The 549-nt window shown below is 42.3% G+C and carries 1 protein-coding gene; it reads left to right on the forward strand.

Annotated features, from left to right (window positions below; translation table 11 throughout):
* Positions 1 to 263: 263 nt before the first annotated feature.
* A partial coding sequence (locus R7190_RS29850) for a DUF1538 family protein (RefSeq protein WP_318138206.1) occupies positions 264 to 549 on the forward strand: 286 nt, incomplete at its 3' end.

The following is a 549-nucleotide window of genomic DNA, read 5'->3' on the forward strand; positions in this document are numbered from 1 at the left end:
TATTAGAACATTATAGTCGTTTTGCGCCTCGCTTGATCAGTTCAGCGCTGCTTATCATGTGTTCTCCCATCTTTCAGATAAATTTTCGTGGTGGCTCATCCAGTTCACATATTAGGAAAATGTAACCAAATGTTAGTGGTGACATAAGGTTGTTCACGTTTGTGAGTAGAAATTTATGCCACACTGAGAGTAGATGATAAGGATATCACCGGACAGGTCTCGCCTTCAGAGCCAATAACTTGTTCGTCAAAGGGAGGATTTGCATGGAAGCACTCACTGCTTTGTTCCGCGCTCTGTTTAACAGTGCCCGCGATCTTCTTCCTATTGTAATTGTTATTACCTTCTTCCAATTGGTGGTTCTGCAAGAGCCTTTACCTAACTTGGTCTCTATTCTTTTTGGTTTGTTGTTGGTCATTTTAGGCCTGACGTTTTTTATTTTCGGGCTAGAACTCGGCTTGTTCCCCATTGGCGAAAATATGGCACAAGCCTTTGCTCGAAAGGGCAGTGTGTTTTGGTTATTGATTTTTGCGTTTTGCTTGGGGTTTGGAA

This window comes from Vibrio sp. 1078-1 (assembly GCF_033340475.1).